This is a genomic window from Cupriavidus sp. OTU4054, from assembly GCF_038440175.1.
GTDB lineage: Bacteria > Pseudomonadota > Gammaproteobacteria > Burkholderiales > Burkholderiaceae > Cupriavidus > Cupriavidus pauculus_D.
Genome location: NZ_JASATF010000005.1, coordinates 176,636 through 197,302, shown reverse-complemented (window position 1 = coordinate 197,302; position 20,667 = coordinate 176,636). Strand labels below are relative to the sequence as shown.

At 63.4% G+C, this 20,667-nt stretch carries 19 protein-coding genes and 1 other RNA gene; 4 read left to right on the top strand and 16 right to left on the bottom strand.

Annotated features, from left to right (window positions below; translation table 11 throughout):
• Position 1: 1 nt before the first annotated feature.
• The 10 genes from AAHB16_RS08795 to gyrA form a co-directional block, all read right to left on the bottom strand.
• Positions 2–349: a LapA family protein gene (locus tag AAHB16_RS08795; RefSeq protein WP_150370978.1), complete on the bottom strand. Its 348-nt coding sequence runs from the start codon at positions 347–349 to the stop codon at positions 2–4.
• Positions 350–528: 179 nt separating this feature from the next.
• Positions 529–951, bottom strand: coding sequence for an integration host factor subunit beta (locus AAHB16_RS08790; protein WP_150370977.1), 423 nt, complete (start codon positions 949–951; stop codon positions 529–531).
• A gap of 33 nt (positions 952–984) precedes the next feature.
• On the bottom strand, positions 985–2,679 hold the full coding sequence (gene rpsA / locus AAHB16_RS08785; protein WP_150370976.1) for a 30S ribosomal protein S1: 1,695 nt from the start codon (positions 2,677–2,679) through the stop codon (positions 985–987).
• Between the two features lie 155 nt (positions 2,680–2,834).
• Complete coding sequence (gene cmk, locus AAHB16_RS08780; RefSeq protein WP_150370975.1) at positions 2,835–3,494, bottom strand: (d)CMP kinase; 660 nt, start codon at positions 3,492–3,494, stop codon at positions 2,835–2,837.
• 59 nt (positions 3,495–3,553) lie between these two features.
• Positions 3,554–4,867: a 3-phosphoshikimate 1-carboxyvinyltransferase gene (gene aroA, locus AAHB16_RS08775; protein ID WP_342050638.1), complete on the bottom strand. Its 1,314-nt coding sequence runs from the start codon at positions 4,865–4,867 to the stop codon at positions 3,554–3,556.
• A 32-nt stretch (positions 4,868–4,899) separates the two neighbouring features.
• Positions 4,900–5,799: a prephenate dehydrogenase gene (locus AAHB16_RS08770; RefSeq protein WP_150370973.1), complete on the bottom strand. Its 900-nt coding sequence runs from the start codon at positions 5,797–5,799 to the stop codon at positions 4,900–4,902.
• 12 nt (positions 5,800–5,811) lie between these two features.
• On the bottom strand, positions 5,812–6,951 hold the full coding sequence (gene pheA, locus AAHB16_RS08765) for a prephenate dehydratase (RefSeq protein WP_150370972.1): 1,140 nt from the start codon (positions 6,949–6,951) through the stop codon (positions 5,812–5,814).
• A 76-nt stretch (positions 6,952–7,027) separates the two neighbouring features.
• Complete coding sequence (gene serC, locus AAHB16_RS08760) at positions 7,028–8,200, bottom strand: 3-phosphoserine/phosphohydroxythreonine transaminase (protein ID WP_342050637.1); 1,173 nt, start codon at positions 8,198–8,200, stop codon at positions 7,028–7,030.
• Positions 8,201–8,344: 144 nt separating this feature from the next.
• Complete coding sequence (locus AAHB16_RS08755; protein WP_150370970.1) at positions 8,345–8,929, bottom strand: DUF2059 domain-containing protein; 585 nt, start codon at positions 8,927–8,929, stop codon at positions 8,345–8,347.
• A 152-nt stretch (positions 8,930–9,081) separates the two neighbouring features.
• On the bottom strand, positions 9,082–11,826 hold the full coding sequence (gene gyrA, locus AAHB16_RS08750; RefSeq protein WP_342050636.1) for a DNA gyrase subunit A: 2,745 nt from the start codon (positions 11,824–11,826) through the stop codon (positions 9,082–9,084).
• A 434-nt stretch (positions 11,827–12,260) separates the two neighbouring features.
• Between gyrA and ompA the strand changes: the two genes are divergently transcribed.
• The 4 genes from ompA (at position 12,261) to ssrA (ending at position 14,847) form a co-directional block, all read left to right on the top strand.
• Positions 12,261–12,920 (top strand): outer membrane protein OmpA, encoded by a 660-nt coding sequence (gene ompA / locus AAHB16_RS08745; protein ID WP_109580381.1) that lies wholly within the window; start codon positions 12,261–12,263, stop codon positions 12,918–12,920.
• A 79-nt stretch (positions 12,921–12,999) separates the two neighbouring features.
• On the top strand, positions 13,000–13,740 hold the full coding sequence (ubiG, locus tag AAHB16_RS08740; protein ID WP_150370968.1) for a bifunctional 2-polyprenyl-6-hydroxyphenol methylase/3-demethylubiquinol 3-O-methyltransferase UbiG: 741 nt from the start codon (positions 13,000–13,002) through the stop codon (positions 13,738–13,740).
• Positions 13,741–13,745: 5 nt separating this feature from the next.
• On the top strand, positions 13,746–14,408 hold the full coding sequence (gene gph / locus AAHB16_RS08735; RefSeq protein WP_342050635.1) for a phosphoglycolate phosphatase: 663 nt from the start codon (positions 13,746–13,748) through the stop codon (positions 14,406–14,408).
• An 81-nt stretch (positions 14,409–14,489) separates the two neighbouring features.
• Positions 14,490–14,847: a transfer-messenger RNA gene (gene ssrA / locus AAHB16_RS08730) on the top strand.
• A gap of 308 nt (positions 14,848–15,155) precedes the next feature.
• On the opposite strand, the gene AAHB16_RS08725 is transcribed toward ssrA, so the two are convergent.
• The 6 genes from AAHB16_RS08725 to AAHB16_RS08700 all read right to left on the bottom strand — a co-directional run bounded on the left by AAHB16_RS08725 (position 15,156) and on the right by AAHB16_RS08700 (position 20,538).
• Positions 15,156–16,319 (bottom strand): hypothetical protein, encoded by a 1,164-nt coding sequence (locus AAHB16_RS08725; protein WP_342050634.1) that lies wholly within the window; start codon positions 16,317–16,319, stop codon positions 15,156–15,158.
• 172 nt (positions 16,320–16,491) lie between these two features.
• On the bottom strand, positions 16,492–16,932 hold the full coding sequence (locus AAHB16_RS08720) for a LacI family transcriptional regulator (RefSeq protein ID WP_342050633.1): 441 nt from the start codon (positions 16,930–16,932) through the stop codon (positions 16,492–16,494).
• Entirely contained in the window at positions 16,929–18,290 is a 1,362-nt protein-coding gene (locus AAHB16_RS08715) for a recombinase family protein (RefSeq protein ID WP_342050632.1), read from the bottom strand. The genes AAHB16_RS08720 and AAHB16_RS08715 overlap by 4 nt, the downstream gene beginning before the upstream one ends.
• Positions 18,287–18,799 carry a DUF2924 domain-containing protein gene (locus tag AAHB16_RS08710; protein ID WP_342050631.1) on the bottom strand — a complete coding sequence of 171 codons (513 nt, stop codon included), beginning with the start codon at positions 18,797–18,799 and terminating at the stop codon, positions 18,287–18,289. The genes AAHB16_RS08715 and AAHB16_RS08710 overlap by 4 nt, the downstream gene beginning before the upstream one ends.
• 504 nt (positions 18,800–19,303) lie before the next feature.
• Entirely contained in the window at positions 19,304–20,218 is a 915-nt protein-coding gene (locus AAHB16_RS08705; RefSeq protein ID WP_342050630.1) for an ImmA/IrrE family metallo-endopeptidase, read from the bottom strand.
• Positions 20,215–20,538: a helix-turn-helix domain-containing protein gene (locus AAHB16_RS08700; protein WP_047840202.1), complete on the bottom strand. Its 324-nt coding sequence runs from the start codon at positions 20,536–20,538 to the stop codon at positions 20,215–20,217. The genes AAHB16_RS08705 and AAHB16_RS08700 overlap by 4 nt, the downstream gene beginning before the upstream one ends.
• Positions 20,539–20,667: the final 129 nt, after the last annotated feature.

Sequence of the window (20,667 nt, the reverse complement as noted above, 5' to 3'; positions counted from 1 at the left end):
GTCAGACTCTCGGGCCGCTCGGGCCAATAACGTTGTAAGGAGATACCTGCGCCTCCGGCGGCGGATTGCCGCCCGGGCCGGGTGTGCCGGCGGGCGCCTTCGCGCGCGCGTCGTTGAGCGCGCGGCGCAGTCTCGCCACTTCCATGCGCTGGCGCATCAGCCCCGGCGCAACCGCCGCGAGGCCCGCGACGATGCCAAGGCCGAACGCGGCCAGCAGGATCAGGATCAGCGGCGCATGCCATACCGCCCCGAAGAACAGCTGGAGCGTGGCGTCATCGGTATTGCGCAGCGCGAGCACGAACAGGAGGGCGAACAGGACGATACGGATGATCCAGGCGACTAGTCTCATGCAGTGGCAGCTAGCGGTTGGCGGTGCGGTTGGCGAACCCCGGCATTGTAGCGGAATCACTTCTGGCAAACGGTAACCAGTCGCTTCACGCCCGATAAGTGCGGGCGCAGGCGCGGCACCAATGAAAAAGCGCCCCCGGAGGAGCGCTTTCCAAAGACATCCAGCATTGCAGACGCGTGTCAGGACCGCACGAGGTTCAACTGGCTGTCCTCGTCGAGCGTACCCGACGCGGCAGCCGGGCCATGCGCCGCGGCGGACTTGTCCGAAGACAATCCCACCGCGCCAATGACCTTGCCGTTGACCATGCCACCCTGCGGCGGCATCGGGCGATCCACGCGTTCCCGTAACTCCTTGCCCGCCTTGAAGTGCGGCACCCGCTTTTCAGGCACCAGCACCCGTTCGCCGGACTTGGGATTACGGCCCACACGCGGCGGCCGCCGGTTCAGACCAAAGCTGCCGAAGCCGCGAATCTCGATGCGATGGCCATCGGCCAACGCCTCGGACATCGCGTCGAGGATCGTTTTCACCGAGATGTCCGCATCCCGCAGCAGCAACTGCGGGAAGCGGGCAGCCAGTTTTTCGACGAGCTCGGACTTGGTCATGGCGGTTCCGCGCGGGGTTCGGACCTGCGGTGATTACTGGTTGTCCTGGCCGAGCTTGGCCTTCAGCAGTGCGCCGAGGTTGGTCGTGCCAGCCGTGCCGGTGTCGGCCTGGAACTTCTGCATCGCTTCCTGCTGCTCTGCGCTGTCCTTGGCCTTGATCGACAGGTTGATGTTGCGGGCCTTGCGGTCCACGTTCACAACCAGAGCGGTGATCTGCTCGCCTTCCTTCAGCACGTTGCGGGCGTCTTCCACGCGGTCTGCGGAGATTTCCGAAGCGCGCAGGTAACCTTCCACGTCGTCAGCCAGCTGCACCACGGCGCCCTTGGCGTCCACGGTCTTGATCGTGCCTTGCACGAGCGAGCCCTTGTCGTTGGCCGAGATGAAGTTGTTGAACGGGTCGCCCGACAGTTGCTTGATGCCCAGCGAGATGCGTTCCTTGTCGACGTCGATGCCCAGTACAACGGCTTCCACTTCGTCGCCCTTCTTGTACTTGCGAACGGCTTCTTCGCCGGCTTCCTGCCACGACAGGTCGGACAGGTGCACCAGGCCGTCGATGCCGCCAGGCAGACCGATGAACACGCCGAAGTCGGTGATCGACTTGATCTGGCCCGTCAGCTTGTCGCCCTTCTTGTGGTTGCGGCTGAAATCGTCCCACGGATTCGCCTTGCACTGCTTCATGCCCAGGCTGATACGACGCTTGTCTTCGTCGATATCCAGAACCATGACTTCGACTTCGTCGCCCAGCTGGACAACCTTCGACGGGGCCACGTTCTTGTTGGTCCAGTCCATTTCCGACACGTGGACCAGGCCTTCGATACCGGCTTCGATCTCGACGAACGCGCCGTAGTCGGTCAGGTTGGTCACCTTGCCGAACAGGCGGGTGCCTTGCGGGTAACGACGCGAGATGCCCACCCACGGATCTTCGCCCAGCTGCTTCACGCCCAGCGAAACGCGGTTCTTCTCTTGGTCGAACTTGAGGATCTTGGCGGTGATTTCCTGACCAACCGACAGCACTTCGCTCGGGTGGCGGACACGGCGCCATGCCAGGTCGGTGATGTGCAGCAGGCCGTCGATACCGCCGAGGTCCACGAACGCGCCGTAGTCGGTGATGTTCTTGACGATACCGTTGACGATCGCGCCTTCCTTCAGCGTTTCCATCAGCTTCTGACGCTCTTCGCCCAGCGTGGCTTCCACCACGGCGCGACGCGACAGCACGACGTTGTTACGCTTGCGGTCGAGCTTGATGACCTTGAATTCGAGGGTCTTGCCTTCGTACGGCGTGGTGTCCTTGATCGGACGCACGTCCACGAGCGAGCCCGGCAGGAACGCGCGGATGCCATTGACCATCACGGTCAGGCCGCCCTTGACCTTGCCGGTCACGGTACCCGAGATGATTTCGCCGTCTTCCAGCGCCTTCTCGAGGTTGAGCCACGACGCCAGGCGCTTGGCCTTGTCGCGGGACAGAATGGTGTCGCCATAGCCGTTCTCGAGCGCATCGATGGCCACGGAGACATAGTCGCCGGCCTGCACTTCGAGTTCGCCCTGGTCGTTCAGGAACTCCTCCACCGGCACAAACGCCTCGGACTTGAGGCCGGCGTTCACGACCACGAAATTGTGGTCGATACGCACGACTTCGGCGGAGATCACTTCGCCAGCCTTCATGTTGGAGCGGGCGATCGATTCCTCGAACAGTGCGGCAAAGGATTCGTTGGATTGCAGGTCGGACATAAACGTAGGGTTATCAATCCGCGGTACACGGGCCGGCGCGAGGATCGCGCGCAGTCTGCCAAGTGCAGCGGGGTCAGGTGAGCCAACATCCGCAGGCAGGCCATATCAAAGACCATACGAACCTGCATGCGGACACCATGGTGCCTACAGCTTGATCATCGCAAAGCGTTGAACCACTGCAGCACCTGCGCGACCGATTGTTCCACCGTCATATCGGAGGTATCGAGCAGTCGCGCATCCTCCGCGGGACGCAGCGGGGCGGCGGCACGGGAACGGTCCCGCGCGTCGCGCGCCTCGAGGTCACGCAAAAGGTCTTCGATATTAGCAGAAATTCCCTTATCAATCAATTGTTTATAGCGCCTCCGGGCGCGCGCCTCGACACTTGCGGTCAGGAACACCTTGAGGCGGGCATCCGGAAAGATCACGGTGCCCATGTCGCGGCCGTCGGCCACGAGGCCCGGAAGTTTGCGAAAGTCGCGCTGCAACTGGGTCAGCGCGTCGCGGACGGGCTGGTAGACGGCAATCGCGGAGGCGCGGTTGCCGATCGCCTCGGCGCGAATCGCATGGCTCACTTCCTCGCCGGACAGCCAGACCCGGTCCGGGCCGAACTTCACATCGAGGCGCATGGCCATTTTTGCAAGGGCGTCCACGTCGTCCTGCGCCACGCCGGCGCGGTCGCTCGCGAGCGCCACCAGGCGATACAGGGCGCCGCTGTCGAGCAGATGGAAGCCCACGGCGTCGGCGACGCGATGCGCCACGGTGCCTTTGCCGGATGCAGTTGGTCCGTCTATCGTTATGACGTCGATGATAGTCATTAGTTATTCATGGCTTGGACGAGGCGTCTCCTTTCAAGCGCCTCTGTCTCAATGTATGCCTACCGTGCCACGTCGGCAAAGACGGAGAAATACTCGGGGAACGTTTTTGCCACACAGCCCGGATCGTTGATCCGGACCGGCAGCGGGCCAAAGGCGGCCAGCGAGAAGCACATCGCCATGCGATGGTCGTCATAGGTGCCGATGCCGTCGGCCGGCGTACGCCAGTCCGCGGCGGATGCCGGCGGCGTCACACGCAGGTAGTCGGCACCCTCTTCCACTTCGGCGCCGAGCTTGCGCAGCTCGGTGGCCATCGCGGTAATACGGTCGGTTTCCTTCACGCGCCAGCTCGCGATATTGGTCAGCGTGGTCGTGCCCTCGGCGAACAGCGCCGCTACCGCGAGCGTCATCGCGGCATCCGGAATGTGGTTGCAATCGAGCTCGATGCCGTTGAGGCGGCCGTCGTCGCGCTCGGTCCCGCGTACCTCGATCCAGTTGTCGCCGGCCATCACATTGGCGCCCATGCGGTTCAGCGCATCGGCAAAGCGCACGTCGCCCTGAATGCTGGAAATGCCCACGCCTTCCACGCGCAGGGGACCGCCGCCGATCGCGCCGGCGGCCAGGAAGTACGACGCGGTGGACGCATCGCCCTCCACGTAGATCTCGCCGGGCGAGCGGTACCGCGCGCCCGCCGGCAGCACGAAGCGCTCCCAGCCCTGACGCTCGACGTCGATGCCGAAGCGCGCGAGCAGGTTCAGCGTGATCTCGATATACGGCTTGGAGATCAATTCGCCCACGACCTCGATCTCGATACGGCCGGCCGGCGCCGAGGCCATCGGCAGCGTCATCAGCAGCGCGGTCAGGAACTGGCTCGACACGTCGCCGCGCACGCGGATCGGCGCATCGATACGCAGCGAGGCCTGACCGATCGCCAGCGGCGGGTAGCCCTCGGTACCGAGGTAGTCCACGCTGGCGCCGATCTGGCGCAGCCCATCGACGAGATCGCCGATCGGCCGCTCGTGCATGCGCGGCACGCCGCTCAGCCTGTACTCGCCGCCCTGCAGCGCGAGCGCCGCGGTCAGCGGACGGATCGCGGTCCCCGCGTTGCCCATGAACAGGTCGGCCGACTTGTTCGGAAAGTCGCCCCCCACGCCGGTCACGATGCAGTCGCCGCCCTCGCGGCGCCACGTCACGCCCAGCACGCGCAGCGCGTCGAGCATGACGCGCGTGTCGTCGGAGTCCAGCAGGTCGCGCACGCGCGTCTCGCCCGTGGCGAGCGCGGCCAGCAGCAGCACGCGGTTAGAGATGCTTTTCGAACCCGGCAGGCGGACCGTGCCGGCGGCACGGGTCAGGGGACCAAGCGTGAGGTGTTCCATGATGGGCGACTCAGGTAAGACTCAGATAAGACTCAGGGTTCGACATTGCGGGCCGCATTGCGCGCGGCGCCCCATTTGAGGCGTGCTTCGCTGGCGCGCGCGAACACGCGTTCGAGCGCCGCGCCGTCGCCTTCGCGAATCTGCTTGCGCAGGTGTCCGAGCACGGCCTCGTACGTATCGAGTTCGCGCAGCAGCGCGTCCTTGTTCGCGATGCAGATATCGCGCCACATCTCGGGGGACGACCCCGCGATCCGCGTGAAGTCGCGAAAACCGCCGCCCGCGAAGTCGAGCTTCATCGATGCATCTTCGGCATTGGCGATCTGGGCCACGAGCGCGAACGCGAGCAGGTGCGGCAAATGGCTGACCGCCGCGAACACGGCGTCGTGCTGGACCGCGGAAATGACATGGCATTCGGCGCCCGTCGATTCCCACATCGCGCGCACCGCGGCCACGTCCGCGCGGCTGTTCTCCTGCAGCGGACAGAGCATGACCTTCTTGTCCAGATACAGGTCGTTGAGCGCCGCTTCCACGCCGCTGAGCTCGCGGCCCGCGATCGGATGCGCGGGCACGAACTGCGCGACCTTGTCGCCGAGCGCGGTCTTGGCCGCCATGATCACGTCGGACTTCGTGCTGCCCGCATCGGTCACGATGGTGCCGGGCTCCAGATGCGGCTCGAGCGCGTGCAGCAGCGCGAAATTCTGTGCGACGGGCGCGCACAGCACGATCACGCTCGCGCCGCGCGCGGCCGCTTCGATGGACGGGGCAATCTCGTCGATCACGCCCAGCGACTTCGCGCGTTCGAGCGATGCGGCCGAACGTCCGACACCGACGACGGTACCGACCACGCCGGCCCGCTTGAGCGACAGGGCCAGCGAGCCGCCGATCAGGCCGACGCCGACGATGACTACCCGGGAAAAATGCAATGCGTTCACTGGGTCGGTCTCCTACCGGCTCGACGGATACGAGCCGAGCACCTTCATGTAGGCGGCGTTGCGGCGCAGTTCCTCGAGCGCGCGAGCCACGGCCGGATCGTGCTGATGGCCTTCGACGTCCACGTAGAAGTAGTACTCCCACGCACCGCTGCGCGCGGGGCGCGACTCGAAGCGGCACATCGACACGCCATTCTGCGCGAGCGGCGCCAGCAGCTGATAGACCGCGCCGGCCGTGTTCGGTACCGACAGGATCAGCGACGTCTGGTCGCTGCCCGACGGCTCGGTCTCGTAGCGGCCGATCACGGCGAAGCGCGTGCGGTTGTGCGGATCGTCCTGGATATGCGTGCGCACGATATGCAGGTGGTAGCGATTGGCCGCCGCCTCCGCCGCGATCGCCGCGACGGTCGGATCCTCGCTGGCCATGCGCGCGGCTTCGGCGTTGCTCGAGACGGCCTGGCGCTCGAGATGCGGATAGTTCGCGGTGAGCCAGTGCTGGCACTGCGCCAGCGCCTGCGGATGCGCGCGTACGACCTTGACGCCCTGCATGTCCGGCGTGGAGGCCATCAGGTTGTGGTGCACCTTGATCGCGATCTCGCCGCTGATCTTGAGCGAGGTCTGCAGGAACAGGTCGAGCGTGCGCGACACCGCGCCCTCGGTGGAATTCTCGACGGGCACCACGCCGTATTCGACCGTGCCGGCTTCCACCGCGCGGAACACCTCGTCGATGCTCGGGCACGGCACGCCGGTCACCTCGTGGCCGAAGTGCGCGTACAGCGCCTGCTCGGAGAACGTGCCGGCCGGGCCAAGAAATGCAATTTCCAGCGGCTTCTCGAGGCCGCGGCACGCGGACATGATCTCGCGCCAGATGGAACCGACGCTCTCGCCGAGCAGCGGACCGGGGTTGGCGCCCTGCACCTTGCGCACGACCTGCAGCTCGCGCTCGGGCCGGAAGATCGGCGCGCCGTACTTCTTCTTGACCTCGCCCACGTCGAGCGCGAGTTGCGCGCGGCGATTGAGCAACGCAAGCAGTTCGCGGTCCACGGCATCGATCTGGCCACGCAGGGGGGCGAGGTCCGCCGACAGCGCGCGTTCCTGTTCGCTCGGTCCGGCGCTGCCGTTCGCGCCAGCGTCTTGCTTGTCTTCGCTTGTCATGATGAAAACCTGAACGGCCATGCGCGGGCATGGCCGGTGGGGTGAATCGAGCGCGAGTGCGTCCGCGCGCCGTCGCTTACGCGGACGTCCGCTCGAACTCGCGCATGAATTCGATCAGCGCGGAAACGCCTTCCAGCGGCATCGCGTTATAGATGCTCGCGCGCATTCCACCCACGGACTTGTGGCCCTTGAGCTGCACCAGGCCATTCGCGCGCGCCTGGGTCAGGAACGCTTCGTTGCGCGATTCGTCGCGCAGGATGAACGGTACGTTCATGCGCGAACGGCAGGCCGGATCGATATCGTTACGGTAGAACTCGCTCTGGTCCAGGAAGTCGTACAGCGCTTTCGCCTTCGCGATATTGCGCTGCTCGATCGCGGCCACGCCGCCCTGGCGCTTGAGCCATTGGAACACGAGCCCCGCGATATAGATCGCGTAGGTGGGCGGTGTGTTGAACATCGAATTGTTGTCGGCGACGATGCGCCAGTTGAATGCCGAAGGACAGTGCTGATGCGCAAAGCCGAGCAGGTCCTCGCGAACGATCACGAACGTCACGCCGGCCGGGCCGATATTCTTCTGCGCGCCGCCGTAGACCACCTGCACGCGCGACCAGTCGATCGGGCGCGACAGGATATGGCTCGACGCATCGGCCACGACGATGCGGCCCTGGTCGTGCGTGCCGGTCTGGCCGACATCGGGAATCTCGTGGAACTCCACGCCGCCGATCGTCTCGTTCGTGCACAGATGCAGATACGCGGCATCGTCCGACAGGTTCCACGACGCGACGTCGGGGATATTGCGGTAGTTGCTCTCCACGCTCGTGGCGGCGATATGCGTCGTGCCGTAGCGGCGCGCTTCCTGCTCGGTCTTCACCGACCACAGCCCGGTCATCACGAGATCGACCTTCGGCTGCGGCGCCTTCGCACCGAGCCGGCCGATCAGGTTCATCGGGACGATCGCGTTCTCGCCGATCGCGCCGCCCTGCAGGAACAGCACATGGAAGTTGTCGGGAATCTTCAGCAGCTCGCGGAAGTCGGCAAGCGCTGCGTTGTGGATGCCCTCGAACTCCTTGCTGCGGTGGCTCATTTCCATGACCGACACGCCCTTGCCCTGCCATGACAGCATTTCCTCGGCCGCCTGCTGGAGCACCTCGGCGGGCAACGCCGCGGGACCCGGGGAGAAGTTGTACACGCGCTCGGCCAACGCGCGCTGCATGAGGCCGGCAAGGGCGGGAGTCTGTGGATCGTTCATGGAGTGGAAATGGAACTACAAAGGGAGCGGCAAAAGGAAAAATGGCTGCCGGTTGGAGCCAGGCAGCCATTATCCCTCAAACACGCGCGCAGTTGGACCTGCGCCCGATAGCCGATCCGCTAGTCGATCCGCTATCGGACGTGCTTACTTCGAAGCAGCGGCGATTTCCTTCTCGGCGGCGTCGCGCATCGACTTGCCAACCTGCGGGCCGTACTTCTGCATCATCGAACCCCAGATTTCCTGCGTCGCCTTGCCCTGGTTGGCCATGAACTTCTGGCCGGTCGGCGACTTCAGGAACGTCGTCAGGTCCTTGATTTCCTGCGTCGTGTAGTACTTGCCGAACGCGTCGTAGTGCGCCTTGAGGGCGTCCTGACGGAAGCCGTCGGTCGAGAACTGCGAGCCCGCGCCGTCGACCATGCGCTGCACGGCACCGTTCTTCTTGAGCTTCTCGACGGCTGCCTGCTTCTTCTTGTCGTCGAGCGTCTTGTTCTCTACCAGCACCTGCTCCAGCACCAGCGGCGCTTCCTGCTTGGCGCCGGCCTGCCAGTTCTCGGCCTGGCCCTTGACGGCCTGGTCGGCTTGCATGACGGACAGCAGTTCCTTGATGGCTGCCGTCTTGTCCTTGTCAGCGCCGGCGGCGCTGGCGTCCTGCGCATGGGCGCCCTGCGCGACCATGAACACGGGAACGAAAGCAGCCAGAACAGCGATACGTCGATACGTTTTGAGCATTATGACTCCCTGGAAAATATGTCCCATTAGTCCGACGGCCCATGAGTGAGTTCCGGGCCGTCGGGCTACTGTTTCATCTGATTACGATTTACGGTGATTTGCGATGTAATCCGGGCGATAACGAGACGCCTATCGGGGAAATTACGACGAAATTAGGATTCGGCGCTCGCGTCGGGGGTATCCGCGGAGCCGTCCGCCGCGCCGCCCTCCGTGCCACCTTCCGTGCCACCCTCGGCACTGTCGATCGCCCCCTCGGCGCCTTCGGCATCGTCCGCGCCGCCGTTGTCGGCGTCGCTCTCGACGATACGTTGCAGGCCGGAGAGGCGCGTGCCCTCATCCACGTTGATCAGCGTCACACCCTGCGTGGCGCGGCCCATCTCGCGGATCTCGGCCACGCGCGTGCGGATCAGCACGCCACCGGTCGTGATCAGCATGATCTCGTCTTCCGGCGACACCAGTGCGGCAGCCACCACACGGCCATTGCGCTCGCTCGTCTGGATCGCAATCATGCCCTTGGTGCCACGGCCGTGTCGAGTGTACTCGGAGATCGGCGTGCGCTTGCCGTAGCCATTCTCCGTCGCGGTCAGCACGCTGCCCACGGTGGCGACGCTGGCCGTGGCGCTCGCGCCCTCCGCGCCTTCGGCTTCGGCATTCTCGGCCGGCGCCACGAGCATCGCGATGACCGTCTGGCTCTCGTCGAGGTTCATGCCGCGTACGCCACGTGCCTGACGGCCCATCGGACGCACATCGTTCTCGTCGAAGCGCACGGCCTTGCCCGCATCCGAGAACAACATCACGTCATGCTGGCCATCGGTCACGGCGGCACCGATCAGGTAGTCGCCCTCGTCGAGGTCGACCGCGATGATGCCGGCCTTGCGCGGATTCGAGAATTCCGTGAGTGCGGTCTTCTTCACGGTACCGCGCGCGGTGGCCATGAAGACGAAGTGCTCGGCGTCGAACTGGCGTACCGGCAGGATCACGTTGATCTTCTCGCCGTCGGAGAGCGGGAACATGTTCACGATCGGGCGGCCCCGCGCGTTGCGCGAGCCCTGCGGCACTTCGTAGACCTTGAGCCAGTAGAGACGGCCGCGGTTGGAGAAGCACAGGATGTAGTCGTGCGTGTTCGCGACGAACAGCGTGTCGATCCAGTCGTCTTCCTTCGTGGCCGTCGCCATCTTGCCGCGACCGCCGCGCTTCTGCGCGCGATATTCGGAGATCGGCTGGCTCTTCATATAGCCGCTGTGCGACAGCGTGACCACCATGTCCTGCGGGGTGATCAGGTCCTCGGTGTCGAGTTCGGTCGCATTGAGCTCGATCTGCGAACGGCGCGCGTCACCGAATTCGGCGCGGATCGCTGACAGTTCGTCGGAGATGATCGTCGTGATCCGTTCCGGACGCGCGAGGATATCGAGCAGATCGGCGATGACCGCCATCACTTCACGGTATTCCTGGACGATCTTGTCCTGCTCGAGGCCCGTCAGGCGTTGCAGGCGCATCTGCAGGATTTCCTGCGCCTGGCCATCGGACAGGCGGTACAGGCCGTCGGGCTGCATGCCGAACAGGGCCGGCAGGCCGTCCGGACGATACGATGCGCGGCCGCCGGCGGTCTCGCTTTCCGCGCGCGCGAGCATTTCGCGCACGAGGCTCGAGTCCCACGACTTGGCCATCAGTTCCTGCTTCGCGATCGGCGGCGTCGGCGCGGCCTTGATGATCGCGATGAACTCGTCGATGTTCGCCAGCGCCACGGCCAGGCCTTCGAGCACGTGACCGCGCTCGCGCGCCTTGCGCAGCTCGAACACGGTGCGGCGCGTGACCACTTCGCGGCGATGCGAAAGGAACGCGTCCAGCATCTGGCGCAGGTTCAGCAGGCGCGGCTGGCCATCGACCAGCGCCACCATGTTCATGCCGAACGTGTCCTGCAGCTGCGTATTCTTATAGAGGTTGTTGAGCACGACCTCCGGCACTTCGTTGCGCTTGAGCTCGATGACCACGCGCATGCCGGACTTGTCAGACTCGTCGCGGATATCGGAGATGCCCTCGACCTTCTTTTCGGTGACGAGCTCGGCGATGCGCTCGAGCAGCGTGCGCTTGTTCACCTGATACGGCAGCTCGTCGACGATGATCGCCTGGCGCTGGCCGCGGTCGATATCCTCGAAGTGCGTCAGGGCGCGCATCACCACACGGCCGCGGCCGGTGCGGTAGCCCTCGCGGACGCCCTGGATACCGTAGATGATGCCGGCCGTCGGAAAATCGGGCGCGGGCACGATCTCGATCAGTTCGTCGACGGTCGCACTGGGATTCCGCAGCAGATGCAGGCAGGCATCGACCACTTCATTCAGGTTATGCGGCGGGATATTGGTCGCCATGCCGACCGCAATACCCGACGAGCCATTGATCAGCAAATTGGGAATACGCGCGGGCAGAATACCGGGCTCTTTTTCCGAACCGTCATAGTTCGGTTCGAAATCCACGGTTTCCTTGTCGATATCCTGCAGCATTTCATGCGCGATCTTCGACAGGCGGATTTCCGTATAACGCATGGCCGCGGCGTTATCGCCGTCGACCGAACCGAAATTGCCCTGACCGTCGACGAGCATGTAGCGCAGCGAGAAATTCTGCGCCATCCGCACGATCGTGTCATAAACCGCGGTATCGCCGTGCGGGTGATACTTACCGATCACATCACCGACGATACGCGCCGACTTCTTGTACGGGCGGTTCCAGTCGTTATTGAGCTCATGCATCGCATAGAGCACGCGTCGGTGTACTGGTTTCAGGCCGTCCCTGACATCGGGCAACGCGCGCCCGACGATAACGCTCATCGCGTAATCCAGGTACGAGCGGCGCATTTCCTCTTCCAGCGATACCGGAAGAGTTTCTTTGGCGAATTGATCCATTGCGGCGTGGTTATGCGGCAGGTTTAAGCGAATGAAGCCCGATTCCCGCCGGGCGGAAGACCGCGCTGCGAGGGATGGGCAACGCGCCATTCTATCACGCGCGAACACCCCTCCCCGACCCCCTTCCACTGCCTCGGCGGTGCCCTTCCGGTGAGCACCCCCCATCGCCGGTAAGCCAGACGGGACAAGGGTTTGCGGGCGTCGCAAGTGCGATGTTGCACAAACACCACAGGCCTAAAACGCCTTGGTTGAATCGAATATATTTACTTCTTAGGAAACGAGCCTTGTGGCACAATTCCCCAGCGAAGAGCCAGACGTTGTTCGAAGTGGAGCATCCACCACATCGAGAATGTTATACTCCGAAGAATGTATGACTTGTTTTCGTCCATTTGCTCGCAGTAACCCTGCGGTGATCTCATCCTGAGAGGAGAAATATGAAAAAATTTGCCAAGCTCGCGCTCGTTGCAGCTACCGCAGTAATGGCTGCATCCGCTCAAGCCCAATCCGTTCCCTACGAAAAGAAGGCAGTGAACGACAACTGGGGCAACGGTACGAGCGAGTACGTGTGGAAGAACGGCACGAACGAGCTCTGCTGGCGCGACAGCTCCTGGACCCCGGCTACGGCAAACGCCCTGTGCGATGGCGCCCTGGCCCCGGCCGCGGCACCCGCTCCGGCGGCTCCGGTGGCTCCGGCAGCACCGGTGGTGTCGAGCGAGAAGGTTACCTTCGCAGCTGACACGCTGTTCGACTTCGACAAGGCTGTCCTGAAGCCCGAAGGCAAGGCCAAGCTGGACGATCTGGTCTCGAAGCTGCAAGGCATCACCCTCGAAGTGATCATCGCCGTTGGCCACACCGACTCGTTCGGTTCGGACCGCTACAACGATCGCCTGTCGATCCGTCGTGCCGAATCCGTCAAGGCCTACCTGGTGAGCAAGGGCGTGGAAGCCAACCGCGTCTACACCGAAGGCAAGGGCAAGCGTCAGCTGAAGGTCGATCCGAAGTCGTGCAAGGGCAACCGCACCGCTCAGATCGCCTGCCAGCAGCCGAACCGCCGCGTGGAAGTGGAAGTGGTCGGTACGCGCAGCGCACGTTAATCGGATTTTTTCCGATGAAGAAAGCCCAGCGAAAGCTGGGCTTTTTTTTTGCTATCCCGTTTTTTGGTACAGTTGCCCGATGTCGCCTTCCTCCGTCGCTACCCCCTCCTCCCCCGTCTCCGGCCGCAATGCGGATCCCAAAGAGATCGACAAGTTCAGCGAGCTCGCCCACCGCTGGTGGGACCCGAACAGCGAGTTCAAGCCGCTGCACGAGCTGAACCCGCTGCGCCTGGGCTGGATCGATGGCATTGCGCGGCTGGCCGGCAAGCAGGTGATCGACGTGGGCTGCGGGGGCGGCATCCTGTCGGAGAGCATGGCGCGCACGGGCGCGACCGTCCGTGGCATCGACCTGTCGTCCAAGGCGCTCAAGGTCGCGGATCTCCATAGCCTGGAATCCGGCGTTGCCGTGACATACGAAGAGATTCCGGTGGAAGACCTCGCCGCGCGCATGCCGGCCAGCGTCGATGTGGTGACCTGCATGGAGATGCTCGAGCATGTGCCCGATCCGCAGTCGATCGTGCGCGCGTGCGCCACGCTCGTGAAACCGGGTGGCCTCGTGTTCTTCTCCACCATCAACCGCAACCTCAAGGCGTACGCGCTGGCGATCCTCGGTGCCGAATACGTGCTGAACATGCTGCCGCGCGGCACGCACGACTATGACAAGTTCATCACGCCGTCCGAGCTCGCGCGCTTTGCCCGCAATGTGGGGCTCGAGCTCGTCGAGATGCGCGGCATGACCTATAACCCGCTGACGCAGGTGTACGCGCTCGGCAAAGACACCGACGTGAACTACATGATGGCGTTCCGTCGTCACGCCTGAGACCCATGCGATCCTTCGACGCTGTCTTCTTCGACCTCGACGGGACGCTGGCCGATACCGCGCCCGATCTGGCCGCGGCCGCCAACCGGCTCGTGGTCGAGCATGGCCATCCGCCGGTGCCGTATGAAACGTTACGGCCCGTGGCATCGCATGGCGCACGCGGCCTGATCGGCGCCGCATTCGGCAAGCGGCCCGAGGACCCCGAGTTTCCCGCGCTGCGCGATACGTTCCTCGACTACTACGAGGCGGACATCGCGGTGCATACGCGGCTGTTCGAGGGGATGGACGACGTGCTCGCGCGCCTCGAGGCCGCCGATATCCGGTGGGGCATAGTAACCAACAAGATCGCGCGCTTCACGGTGCCGCTGGTCGCGAAGATCGGGCTGACGCCGCGCGCGTCGGCGATCGTGAGCGGCGACACCACGCCGCACGCAAAGCCGCACCCGGCCCCGCTGCTGCATGCGGCCGAGGTCAGCGGCGTGGCGCCGCAGCGCTGCGTCTATGTGGGCGACGACCTGCGCGATATCCAGGCCGGCAAGGCGGCCGGCATGATGACGGTTACGGCCGCCTACGGGTATTGCGGCGAAGGCGTGCCGCCCGAGGCCTGGGGCGCGGACCATCTGATCCGCCATCCGAGCGAACTGATCCCCCTGCTCGCGCTTTCCTGAAATGTGCCCCGCCCGGGCTTGATCCGGGCGGAGATGTCCACACATAGGGAACTGAAGCGGGTACAATCCGTCTTCTTCATTGGGGCCGACCTGGTTTCGACGTGGGTTGCGAAGCAGTGAGGGCATACCGAGGACCCGTCACCTCGTTAATCAATGGGAATGCAATAACTGCTAACGACGAACGTTACGCACTGGCAGCCTAAGGGCCGCCGTCCTCGCACTGGCTCGCTGACGGGCTAGGGTCGCAAGACCACGCGAGGTCATTTACGTCAGATAAGCCCCCGGAGTGTCACGGGCTGGGGGACGAAAACTTAGTGACTCGCCGTCGTAGAGCGTGTTCGTCCGCGATGCGCCGGTTAAATCAAATGACAGAACTAAGTATGTAGAACTTTCTGTGGAGGGCTTGCGGACGCGGGTTCGATTCCCGCCGGCTCCACCAATATTGAAGCCCCAACTGTTCTCAGTTGGGGCTTTTTCTCGTCTGATAGCGACAGTTCCTGCGTGTCTGCGCAGGTTCTTGCGGAAACCTGCGGACTTCGCCGGTTGGCCATCTGACCCATTCTTGGGCACCTTTCGCTCTCTCCTGGCCATTCTTCTCTCCGGCCTCGCTCTCCGAGAATGGCCCGAAGTCCGCAAAGGGCTGGCCCAGCGCCCTTACAGATCAACAGGTTACGTGCGGACGGTTCAAGCGGTTGGATTGCGTCATTGCCTACCCGGAGGGGAACAACTTAGGCCAGGATGCCGTCTCTACCGTCCTGGCTCCGCGGCGGCGGCCTGCTGAATCCGCTCGAACAGATCCTGCGCGGTCTCCCTGGCAGCGGCATCTTGCTCCGCACTGAGAGGATCGAGATCTACACCGTCGCGGCCCGCGACATAGGCGGGACCGCCGACGTCATCGTCGTACTCCGAGCCGTCCTCGTTGATCGCGTAGTGCGCGTCCTTGGTGAGGTCCGTGCCGACCAGCCGGGACAGATACACCCAAGTCCAGCACCGAGCCAGATCACCTTGATCGTGTTCCTCGATGAGGCGGAGCATGGCGTCCGTGTCCCCGCTCTCGGCAGCGACGGTAAGCCATTGCTTCGCATCAGCCATGCGGCCCAATCGTTCGGCGATTTCGGCAATGGCCGATGGATCTGCATCGACATCGTGACGTGGCTGCTCGAAAAAGGACGGGTCGCCAAACCGCTCCGCCAAGTCGAGGAGCGCATGTTGATTGCCGAGTCGACCAGCCTCGCGAAGATGGCGGGCGTACTTTTCCGCTTGAGTGAGCCGAGCCGCATGGGCGTCTGCCCACTCCTTTTCCACGCCTGTCAGCACACGACCTTGTTGTGCCTGGGAATGCCAGTAGGAGCTCCCGGTATTCTGGTCGACGTCTTCATCGTCGGGGGAATGGATCAGTGCCAGTGCGTAGTGAGCGAGGGCGTTGCCCTTGCTGGCCGCCGCTTCCAACCCATCCAGCAAGAGCGGTGCGAAATCACCCTCGTCACCATCTGACCATTGAGGAGCAAGTCGATCGTCCTGCTCGTCGCCGAACTGCTCGGTGTCGTCGCCAATCGGATCGTCGTCTAGGCTGGACCAGTCCCCTCGCAGTTGGCTGATCAACGCCGAAATTCGCACGACGCCGATCTGGCGCTCCGCCAGGAAAGACCCTAGCGTTACAGAGACCAGATCCGCGTTTTCGGGTGGGTACCCAAGCTCGATGCAGCGTCGCCTGACGAAAGTGTTGTGCGAGGCGATGCGCTTGTCGTCCGGGCGTTGCTGCGTGAGGACGGTATCAACTCCGAGTGCGGCGTAGGAGTTGAAGCCAAATGAGGCTGCCAGCAGCTCGTAGATGTGGCCTCTCTTGAGAGAGCTACCCGTGCTGGCCTGGAGTTGTTGCTGCGCAGAATACGCGAGCTCTTTGATTGTCATGACGAACCTTTCCTGTATGCCACGCCGATTTCGGGTCAGGCGCACACGTTTAAGTCCCCGACGACGAGGCTCAAAGAGAGGTTTTCAATGACAGTGAGGCAACGCCTTTTTTTACTCGTGTGCAAGTAAGGTGGGCACCTGACGACATTTTATCGTCGGCAGGCCGAATGGTCTACCTGAGCCGGGCGCGTTGGTCTTCCCACAGCGCGGGCGGATCAACCGCCAAGTCAAACAGCGTGATGTGGTCCGGCATGGCGTCATCCAGGAGGGCGGCCACGATGTCCGGCGCCAGCGTGGTCAGGTTGACCATGCGGCTGACGTAGCTGTTGTCGATCCCTTCCCGTGCTGCGATCTCCTTGAGGGACTTGGCCTCGCCCGACTCGAGCATGGCTAGCCAGCGGTGACCTCTGGCTAACGCCAGTTGCAGCGGTGTGGTCGCGGTATCCCAGGGCCGGGCCTTGGCGGTTTCGCCTGTCACTGGGTCGATGGGCAGTGTGACCAGCTTGCGCCCGCTCCGCCGCTTGATCTGGATCGGCACCGACAAGGTCAGCCGGCCATCGCTGGCCTTGATGACGTCTGGTTCGCCCGTCTTCTGGATGCGGATCTCGCTCATGCCAGTGCCTCCTCTGGTTGGGCCACACCCGTTGGCTGCGGCTGCAGTTCCAGCACCAGGCGCTCGATGCCATTGGCGCGCAGTCGCACCTCAAGGTCGTTGGGCGACACGATCACCTTCTCGACCAGCAGCTTGACGATGCGCGTCTGCTCGGCTGGAAAGAGCTGGTCCCAAATGGTGTCGAGCCGCGTCATGGCGACGGTGACCTTGGCCTCGTCGAGGTTGGGGTCCAGTTCGATTGCACGCGGCAGGACATCAACCAGGAGATCTGGCGATCGCAGGACCGCGCGCAGTTGGTCCAGCACGGCGGATTCAAGCTCTGCGGCCGGCAGCCGTGGCAGCCCAGACGCGCCCGCGTGCTCTTTGTTCTCGCGCTGCGGCACGTAGTAGCGGTAGCGGCGGCCGTTCTTCTTGGTGGTGTGAAACGGCGACAAGGCGCGACCGTCGTTGCCGAACACGATGCCCTTGAGCAGGTACGGCACCGTGGCCCGCGTGGCGTTGCCGCGAACCCGACCGTTGGTGGCGAGGATGGCGTGGACCTGGTCCCACAACTCGCGGTCGATGATGGGTGGATGCTCGGCCTGGTACCACTGCTCCTTGTGGCGCAGCTCGCCCAGGTAGGTCCGGTTGTTGAGCAGCTTGTAGATCAGCCCCTTGTCGATCGGCTTGCCGTCGCGGGTCTTGCCGTCCTGCGTGGTCCACGCCTTGGACGTCACGCCGTCCAGCTTCAGCTCCTTGAACAACATCGTGCCGGAGCCCAGTTCAACGAAGCGCTGGAAGATGTGCCGGATGAGCTTGGCTTCGCGTTCGTTGGGCACCAGTCGGCGGTTATCGACGTCGTACCCGAGGGGTGGCACACCGCCCATCCACATGCCCTTGCGCTTGCTGGCGGCGATCTTGTCGCGGATGCGTTCGCCGGTGACCTCGCGCTCGAACTGTGCGAAGGACAGCAGGATGTTCAACATCAGCCGCCCCATTGACGTGGTGGTGTTGAACTGCTGGGTGACTGACACGAAGGACACGCCGTAGCGCTCGAACACCTCGACCATCTTGGAGAAGTCCGCGAGGCTGCGCGTCAGGCGGTCGATCTTGTAAATGACGACCACATCGATCTTGCCGGCCTCGATGTCGGCCATCAATCGTCGCAACGCCGGGCGTTCCATGTTGCCGCCGGAAAAGGCCGGGTCGTCGTAGTCGTCTGCGACCGGAATCCAACCCTCGGCGCGCTGGCTAGCGATGTAGGCATGCCCCGCATCGCGCTGGGCGTCGATCGAGTTGTATTCCTGGTCCAGCCCCTCGTCGGTGGACTTGCGCGTGTAGACGGCGCAGCGCATGCGGCGCTTCAAAACCTCGCTCATCGCCGGGCTCCCTTCTTCGCCGCTGTCTTTGGAGTGGCTGGTGCCTTGAGCCCGAAGAACAAGGGCCCGGACCACCGCGTGCCGGTGATCTCGCGGGCGATCATCGACAGGCTCGGGTACATCCGGCCCTGGAAGTCGTACTGGCCGTCCTGGGTCACGATCACGCGGTGCTCAACGCCCTGGTACTCACGGGTGAGCACGGTCCCGGCTGCTGGCCGGTAGTCACGGTCACGCTTCTTGACCTTGCCGGTCTCGACCAAGGATGCGATGCGGCGTTTGTTGCGCTCCAGCAGGTTCGCGTCGATCTTGCGGAACTCCACCTCCTGCAGGCGATAGGCAATGCGCCGCTCCAGGAACTGGCGGTTGTGGGTGGGCGTGTCGGCTCCGAAGAGTCTCTGCCAGAGCGCTTTGATTTCCGGCATAGGCAGCTCGGGCAATCGTGCGATCAGTGAGGCCACCGATGGTGGCGCGGTGAAGTTGCCGGTGTTGGCTTTGAGGGGCGTGCTCATCAGGACTCCGTTTCTGTGTTGTTGGCGGGGTCTGAATGAACGCGCTGGTGGCCGGAAAAGCCAAGCTCAAACTCGTTCTCCGAAGTCCGTCTTGCGGACGGGCGACAGTCGGCGCTGCGAAGGCGGACGATCCCATTTGCGAGCAACGACGCGATCTCGCGCCGACGCTGCTCTGGGGTCATCCGGTCGGGAGGAACTTGGTTGATTTCATGCATCGGTATCGGTCCTGTCCATCAAACTCGCTTGAATGGCGAAATTCTCCGGACGAACCCTCGCCGACACCAGGAGGGAGTTTCGAGCGCCTGCGTGCTGGCGCTGGCTCCTGCGAATACGCAGTATCGGCGCAGCCAAAACTCGACTGAATCAGGCCGTCAGGTGAGAGGCCAGGACGGTCTTCATGAGCTGGGTGCCAGCCGGCATCGAAGCCAGCAGATCCCTAAGCATGACGGCGGAAGCGGGACGTGAACTGCCATTTGTGCCTGGTCATGATCGGTTGGTCATGAGCTACCGCACGGGATACTGGCCGTTGCGGGTGAAGCGATCAAAGGTGTCCTCCTCGGGCTCGCCGTCGTCATGCTGTGGCCGCTGCCACTCGGCATCGGGCATCAACAGCAGCGTCAGCGAATAGTCGTATTGGCCCGCGACCTTGGTCATTTCGGTCAGTGGCATGGACGCTGGTTCGCGCGGAAACCAGGTCTGCGCACGTGTCGATTGCATCTGGGCGTCAACATCCAAGAGGTTGTTGCTGTGCGCTAAAGCGTCCTGCGGCAGTTCGATGGTGTTCTTGCGCGTTGCGAAGTAGGCGCCGGACCTGAAGGCCGCCTGGTTCGACTTTGACCACAGAAGGTGGTCGTCGCGGCTGGCCACGAGGACGGCGCGCTTCTCGGCGATCTCCGTCCAGCGCAGTGCGGCGGCGGTCAGGGACACGCCATAGCGTTCGGCGCAGTGACCCAGGAGGTCAAAGCTGACGGGGTGGCCATTGACTTGCTTCCTGAAATCGTCCAGCGGCATCAGCAAGGTCGACGCAAATTTGTCGGCCTCAGTTTCGATGTCTCGCTCGTTGTCGTCACCCGTCTCGATCTCGTCATCGCCGCACTCGAACCGGTCCTGGTCATGGCGGTGCAGGATGTAGTGACCGAATTCGTGCGCAATCGTGAAGCGCTTGCGTCCTTCGGACCGGACGGCGCTGTTGTAGACGATCAACCACTTCGAGCGCGACCTGTTGGCGGCGAGCATCCCTTCCAGGCCGTCCAGATCCTCACCGTGAACCTTGTCCACGGGCGAATCGGCGAAGCACTGCCGGGAATACTCCAGCGCAACCTCGTCGACCTTGACCGGAAAGCGGTTCGCTCCCAGCACCATGTTGAGCATGGACGAGATGCGGTTGGCCTCCGCCATCGGTTGCTTGTGTTCGGTCACTCGTCGTCATCCCAGGCGTCGAGGATCTTACGCAGCCGCTTCTTGGTGTCGTCCGGCATGCTCTTGTACTTGCGGAAGAAGGCCTCGTCGATGACCTCTTCACCAGGGGATGCAGTCGACTCGGTGAGCAGGAACTCGGTTGTGACCTCGAGCACCGATGCGATCTTGCCGATCTTGTCGGCCGACGGCTTCGGGTCGTCCTTGTTCTCCAGCTCCCAGATGTAGCTCTTGCTGGATTCGGTCAGCTCTGCCAGTTGATCAAGGCTGAGCTTTTTCTGCTTCCGCAGTGCGCGGATCTTGTCGCCCAGGGGTGATGGCACTGATTTCTCCTACTTGGTCTGCTCCAAGTCGAAAATAATACCATCATACCGAACGAAATCGTACCTGCTTGACAAACCCATATCCGACCAGAAATAATTCCAATCGTTCGGTGCACCGAACATAATCGG